This is a genomic window from Streptomyces sp. NPDC088812, from assembly GCF_044750285.1.
Taxonomy (GTDB): domain Bacteria; phylum Actinomycetota; class Actinomycetes; order Streptomycetales; family Streptomycetaceae; genus Streptomyces.
Genome location: NZ_JBIVJP010000022.1, coordinates 113,769 through 120,424 on the forward strand (window position 1 = coordinate 113,769; position 6,656 = coordinate 120,424).

The 6,656-nt window shown below is 72.8% G+C and carries 3 protein-coding genes; 1 reads left to right on the plus strand and 2 read right to left on the minus strand.

Translation table 11 applies throughout. From position 1 onward, the window contains the following. Positions 1 to 292: 292 nt before the first annotated feature. Together ACIP67_RS32660 and ACIP67_RS32665 are read right to left on the minus strand one after the other, a co-directional pair. Positions 293 to 781, minus strand: coding sequence for a hotdog fold thioesterase (locus ACIP67_RS32660; RefSeq protein WP_401696612.1), 489 nt, complete (start codon positions 779 to 781; stop codon positions 293 to 295). Positions 782 to 852: 71 nt separating this feature from the next. Beyond that, positions 853 to 3,132 carry an FdhF/YdeP family oxidoreductase gene (locus ACIP67_RS32665; protein ID WP_401696614.1) on the minus strand — a complete coding sequence of 760 codons (2,280 nt, stop codon included), beginning with the start codon at positions 3,130 to 3,132 and terminating at the stop codon, positions 853 to 855. A gap of 670 nt (positions 3,133 to 3,802) precedes the next feature. On the opposite strand from ACIP67_RS32665, the gene polA reads away from it, so the two are divergent. Next, a complete protein-coding gene (gene polA / locus ACIP67_RS32670; RefSeq protein ID WP_401696616.1) occupies positions 3,803 to 6,526 on the plus strand; it encodes a DNA polymerase I in 2,724 nt (907 codons plus the stop codon). Positions 6,527 to 6,656 lie beyond the last annotated feature (130 nt).

Below are 6,656 nucleotides of genomic sequence, written 5' to 3' on the forward strand. Positions count from 1 at the left end.
AGGGGCGGGTGGTTGCGGAGGCGCGGGCAACCGTGGAGGTGCGGCCGGCTGAGGAGGGGCGGGTGGCCGTACGGCGCGGGTGGCCGTACGGCGCGGGTGGCGCGGTGCGGGGTGGGCCGGCGGTGCGGTGCGGGTGGCGGGTGGCCGTACGGCGTGGGTGGCGCGGTGCGGGGTGGGCCGGCGGTGCGGTACGGCGCGGGTGGCGGGTGGCCGTACGGCGCGGGTGGTGCGGTGCGGGGTGGGCCGGCGGTGCGGTGTGGGTGGCGCGGTGCGGGTGCGGGCCGGTGGTGCGTCAGCCCGCCGTGCCCGTAGGCGCTCCGTCGCCGGGGTTCACGTCGCGCAGCAGGCACGTCAGCCGTGCCGTGCACACCCGGCGCCCCGCCTCGTCGCTGATCACGATCTCGTACGTCGCCGTGGAGCGGCCCCGGTGGACGGGGGTGGCGACGCCGGTGACCAGGCCGGAGCGGACCCCGCGGTGGTGGGTGCAGTTGAGGTCGACACCGACGGCGATCTTGGAGCTGCCGCCGTGCAGCATCGACCCGACCGAGCCGAGCGTCTCGGCGAGGACGGCGGAGGCGCCGCCGTGCAGCAGTCCGTAGGGCTGGGTGTTGCCCTCCACCGGCATCGTGCCCACGACCCGGTCCGCGGAGGCCTCGGCGATCTGCACGCCCATGCGGGTGCCCAGGTGGCCGGCGGAGAAGAGGGCGGGGAGGTCGACGCCGAGCGCCGCGTACTCGTCGATGACCGCTTGCGGGAACTTCACGTGCTGCTGCTCGCCCATGGGGTCCTGCTCCGTTCGTCGTGACCGGTACGGCGGGGCGGCCGCCACCGCCGTACTGGCTGAGCAAACGCTCAGTCGGTCGCCGATTGTTCCAGACGTACGACGACGGACTTGCTGGCCGGGGTGTTACTGGTGTCCGCCGTGGCGTCCAGCGGCACCAGGACGTTGGTCTCCGGGTAGTAGGCGGCCGCGCAGCCCCGGGCCGTCGGGTAGTGCACCACCCGGAAGCCGGGGGCCCGCCGCTCCACGCCGTCCTTCCACTCGCCGACCAGGTCGACGTACGAGCCGTCCGCGAGCTTCAGCTCCCGCGCGTCCTCGGGGTTGACGAGGACCACCCGGCGGCCGTTCCTGATGCCCCGGTAGCGGTCGTCGAGGCCGTAGATCGTGGTGTTGTACTGGTCGTGCGAGCGCAGCGTCTGCAGCAGCAGGCGGCCCTCGGGGAGCGTCGGGTACTCCACCGGCGCCGCGGTGAAGTTGGCCTTGCCGGTGGCCGTCGGGAAGCGGCGCTCGTCGCGCGGGGCGTGCGGCAGCGCGAAGCCGCCGGGGCGGGCCACGCGCGCGTTGAAGTCCTCGAAGCCGGGGATCACGCGCGCGATGCGGTCCCGGACGGTGGCGTAGTCCTTCTCGAACTCCTCCCACGGGACCTTGCTGTCGGCGCCGAGCACGCGCCGGGCCAGACGGCACACGATCGCCGGTTCGGACAGCAGGTGCGGGCTCGCCGGCTCCAGGCGGCCGCGGGAGGCGTGCACCATGCCCATGGAGTCCTCGACGGTGACGAACTGTTCGCCGCTGCCCTGGAGGTCGCGCTCGGTGCGGCCCAGCGTCGGCAGGATCAGCGCACGCGCGCCCGTCACGACGTGCGAGCGGTTGAGCTTCGTCGACACGTGCACCGTCAGCCGGGCGCGCCGCATGGCCGCCTCGGTGACGTCGGTGTCGGGGGAGGCGGAGACGAAGTTGCCGCCCATCGCGAAGAACACCTTCGCCTCGCCGTCGCGCAGGGCGCGGATCGCCCGGACGACGTCGAAGCCGTGCTCACGCGGCGGCGCGAAGCCGAACTCCCGCTCCAGGGCATCCAGGAAGGCCGGTGCGGGGCGCTCGAAGATGCCCATCGTGCGGTCGCCCTGCACGTTCGAGTGACCGCGCACCGGGCAGACGCCCGCGCCCGGCCGGCCGATGTTGCCGCGCAGCAGCAGGAAGTTGACCACCTCGCGGATGGTCGGCACGGAGTGCTTGTGCTGGGTCAGGCCCATCGCCCAGCAGACGATGGTGCGCTGCGAGGCGAGCACCATGCGCAGGGCTTCCTCGATCTGCGCGCGCGTGAGGCCCGTCGCGGTGAGCGTGTCGTCCCAGTCGGCGGCGCGGGCGGCCTCGGCGAACTCCTCGAAGCCGTGCGTGTGTTCCTCGACGAACGCCCGGTCGACCGCGCCGTCCGCCTCGAGGATCAGTTTGTTGAGGAGGCGGAAGAGGGCCTGGTCGCCGCCGATGCGGATCTGCAGGAACAGGTCGGTGAGCGCGGCGCCCGCGGTGAGGCCCTTGGGGGTCTGCGGGTTCTTGAAGCGCTCCAGGCCGGCCTCGGGCAGCGGGTTCACGCTGATGACCTTCGCGCCGTTCGCCTTCGCCTTCTCCAGGGCGGACAGCATGCGCGGATGGTTCGTGCCGGGGTTCTGGCCGGCGACGATGATCAGGTCCGCCTTGTAGAGGTCCTCCAGCAGGACGCTGCCCTTGCCGATGCCGATCGTCTCCACCAGGGCCGAGCCGGACGACTCGTGGCACATGTTGGAGCAGTCCGGCAGGTTGTTGGTGCCGAGTTCGCGCGCGAAGAGCTGGTAGAGGAACGCCGCCTCGTTGCCCGTGCGGCCCGAGGTGTAGAAGACGGCCTCGTCGGGGGAGGCCAGGGCGGCCGTCTCCTCGGCGATGATGTCGAAGGCGCGGTCCCAGGAGACCGGCTCGTAGTGCTCCGCCCCTTCGGGGAGGTACATGGGGTGCGTCAGGCGGCCCTGCTGGCCCAGCCAGTAGCCGCTGCGGGTGGCGAGGTCGGCGACCGGGTGCGCGGCGAAGAACTCCGGGGTGACGCGGCGCAGCGTCGCCTCCTCCGCCACCGCCTTCGCGCCGTTCTCGCAGAACTCCGCCGCGTGCCGGTGGTCCGGCTCCGGCCAGGCGCAGCCGGGGCAGTCGAAGCCGTTCTTCTGGTTCACGCGCAGCAGGGTCAGCGCGGTGCGTTTCACACCCATCTGCTGCTGGGCGATCCGCAGGGAGTGCCCGATGGCCGGGAGGCCCGCCGCCGCGTGCTGCGGCTCGGCGACCTGCGGCGCGTCCTGGACCGGGTCGGCCTTGGGCGGCTTCGTTGCCATCGCGGGGCTCTCCTTCGCTTGGCGCGGGAATGCTGGGTGTCCGTGGCGTGCGGTCGTGCGGCGGGGGGTCTGTGGAGGTGGGGTGGCGGACGGGGGTGTCCGTGGCCTTGTGTCCGTGACCTCTGCGCCTGCGGGACCTGCGGGTCCGATCCTCGCACGTGGTGCCGACAGCGGGGGCGGGTGGGAGCGCGGGGGGCGGGAGCATTGGTTGCGCGAGGGGCGGAGGGGCTGCCGGGGCCGTTCACGGGGCTGGTCGAGGGGGCTGGTGGGGCAGGCCGGAGGGGCTGATCGGGGCCGGGGTGACGCCGCCCGCTCCCGGGCGACGGACGTCCGGGGTCTGGTGGTGCGGTGCCGGGGCTTGGTGGTGCGGTGCCGGGGTCTGGTGGTGCGGTGCCGGGGCTTGGTGGTGCGGTGCCGGGGTCTGGTGATGCGGTGCCGGGGCTTGGTGGTGCGGTGCCGGGGTCTGGTGGCGCGGTGCCGGGGCTTGGTGGTGCGGTGCCGGGGTCTGGTGATGCGGTGCCGGGGCTTGGTGGTGCGGTGCCGGGGTCTGGTGGCGCGGTGCTGGTGCCTGGTCGCGCGGTGCTGGGGGTGGTCGGCGTGCGGGGGAGGTGTGCGGGGGGAGGTGTGCGGGTGGGTGGGAGTGTCAGTGGGGCGTGGCAGGATCGGGGGCGTGGCAGAAACAGCATCGAAGAAGACCGAGACGACCTCCGGCGAGCGGCCCCGCCTGATGCTCATGGACGGGCACTCGCTGGCCTACCGCGCGTTCTTCGCGCTGCCCGCGGAGAACTTCACCACCGCGACGGGCCAGCCGACGAACGCGATCTACGGCTTCGCGTCGATGCTGGCCAACACGTTGCGTGACGAGGCGCCCACGCATTTCGCGGTCGCCTTCGACGTCTCCCGCAAGACCTGGCGGTCCGAGGAGTTCACGGAGTACAAGGCGAACCGTTCGAAGACGCCGGACGAGTTCAAGGGGCAGGTCGAGCTGATCGGCGAGCTGCTCGACGCGATGCACGTCTCACGGTTCGCGGTCGACGGCTTCGAGGCGGACGACGTGATCGCCACGCTCGCCACCCAGGCCGAGGCCGAGGGCTTCGAGGTGCTGATCGTCACCGGTGACCGGGACTCCTTCCAGCTGGTCAGCGAGCACACCACCGTGCTGTACCCGACGAAGGGCGTCTCCGAGCTGACCCGCTTCACCCCGGAGAAGGTGTTCGAGAAGTACGGCCTGACGCCCGCCCAGTACCCCGACTTCGCGGCCCTGCGGGGCGACCCGTCGGACAACCTCCCGGGCATCCCCGGCGTCGGTGAGAAGACGGCCGCGAAGTGGATCAACCAGTTCGGTTCGTTCGCGGAACTGGTCGAGCGGGTCGAGGAGGTCAAGGGCAAGGCCGGGCAGAACCTCCGCGACCACCTGGAAGCCGTCAAGCTCAACCGCCGCCTGACGGAGATGGTCCGCACCGTCGAGCTGCCCAAGACCGTCCCCGACCTCGAGCGCCTGCCCTACGACCGCACGGCCGTCGCGATGGTCCTGGACACCCTGGAGATCAGGAACCCGTCGCTGCGCGAGCGGCTCCTCGCCGTCGACCCGGGGGGCGAGGAGGCCGAGTCGACCCCGGTGGTGACCGGTGGTGTGGCGGTGGACGGCTCGGTGCTGGGCACGGGCGAGCTGGCCGGCTGGCTCGCCGAGCACGGCGCGCAGACCCTCGGCGTCGCCACCGTCGACACGTGGGCGCTGGGCGCCGGCTCGGTCGCCGAGGTCGCGCTCGCCGCGGGCGGGGGAGCGGCCGCCTGGTTCGACCCGGCCGAGCTGGACGAGGCCGACGAGAACGCGTGGACGGCCTGGCTGGCCGCCGAGGACCGCCCCAAGGTGCTGCACAACGCCAAGGGCGCCATGCGCGTCCTCGCCGAGCACGGCTGGAGCGTCGGCGGCGTCTTCATGGACACCGCCCTCGCCGCCTACCTGGTCAAGCCGGGCCGCCGCTCCTTCGACCTCGACGCGCTGTCCCTGGAGTACCTGGGCCGCGAGCTGGCCCCGCCCGCGGCGGCCGACGGCCAGCTCGCCTTCGGCGCGGACGACGGTGCCGAGGCCGAGGCCCTCATGGTGCAGGCCCGCGCGATCCTCGACCTCGGCGAGGCGTTCCGGGGCCGCCTGGAGGAGGTCGGCGCCGCCGAACTGCTGGGCGACATGGAGCTGCCCACCTCCGCCCTGCTGGCCCGGATGGAGCGGCACGGCATCGCGGCCGACCGGTCCCACCTGGAGGCCATGGAGCAGATGTTCGCGGGCGCCGTCCAGCAGGCGGTGAAGGAGGCGCACGCCGCGGCCGGGCACGAGTTCAACCTGGGCTCGCCCAAGCAACTCCAGGAAGTCCTCTTCGGTGAACTGGGCCTGCCCAGGACGAAGAAGACCAAGACGGGGTACACGACCGACGCCGACGCCCTGGCCTGGCTCGCGACCCAGACGGACAACGAACTGCCGGTCATCATGCTCCGCCACCGCGAACAGGCGAAGCTGCGCGTCACCGTCGAGGGCCTGATCAAGTCGATCGCCGCGGACGGACGCATCCACACCACCTTCAACCAGACGGTCGCCGCGACCGGCCGTCTGTCGTCGACCGACCCGAACCTGCAGAACATCCCCGTCCGCACGGACGAGGGCCGGGCCATCCGCCGCGGCTTCGTCGTCGGCGAGGGCTTCGAGTCGCTGATGACGGCCGACTACAGCCAGATCGAGCTGCGGGTGATGGCGCACCTCTCCGAGGACGAGGGCCTGATCCAGGCGTTCACCTCCGGCGAGGACCTGCACACCACGGCCGCCTCCCAGGTGTTCGGCGTCGAGCCCGCCGCCGTGGACGCCGAGATGCGCCGCAAGATCAAGGCCATGTCGTACGGCCTGGCCTACGGCCTGTCGGCGTTCGGTCTGTCCCAGCAGCTGAACATCGAGGCGGGGGAGGCCCGCGCCCTGATGGACGCCTACTTCGAGCGCTTCGGCGGGGTCCGGGACTACCTGCGCAGGGCGGTCGACGAAGCCCGGGCGACGGGCTACACGGCCACGCTCTTCGGGCGTCGCCGTTACCTCCCCGACCTCAACAGCGACAACCGCCAGCGCCGTGAGGCGGCCGAGCGGATGGCCCTGAACGCGCCCATCCAGGGCACCGCGGCCGACATCGTCAAGATCGCCATGCTCAAGGTGGACCACGCGCTGCGGGAGAGCGGTCTCACGTCCCGCATGCTCCTCCAGGTCCACGACGAAGTCGTCCTGGAGATCGCCCCCGGCGAGCGCGCGGCCGCGGAGGAACTCGTCCGCCGCGAGATGTCCGACGCCGTCCGCCTCAGGGCCCCGCTGGACGTGTCCGTGGGCTCGGGCGCGGACTGGGAGTCGGCGGCGCACTAGCCTGCGGCGGCGCACTAGCCTGCGGCGGTGCACCGGCCTGCGGCGGTGCACCGGCCTGCGGCGGTGCACCGGCCTGCGGCGGTGCACCGGCCTGCGGCGGTGCACCGGCCTGCGGCGGTGCACCGGCCTG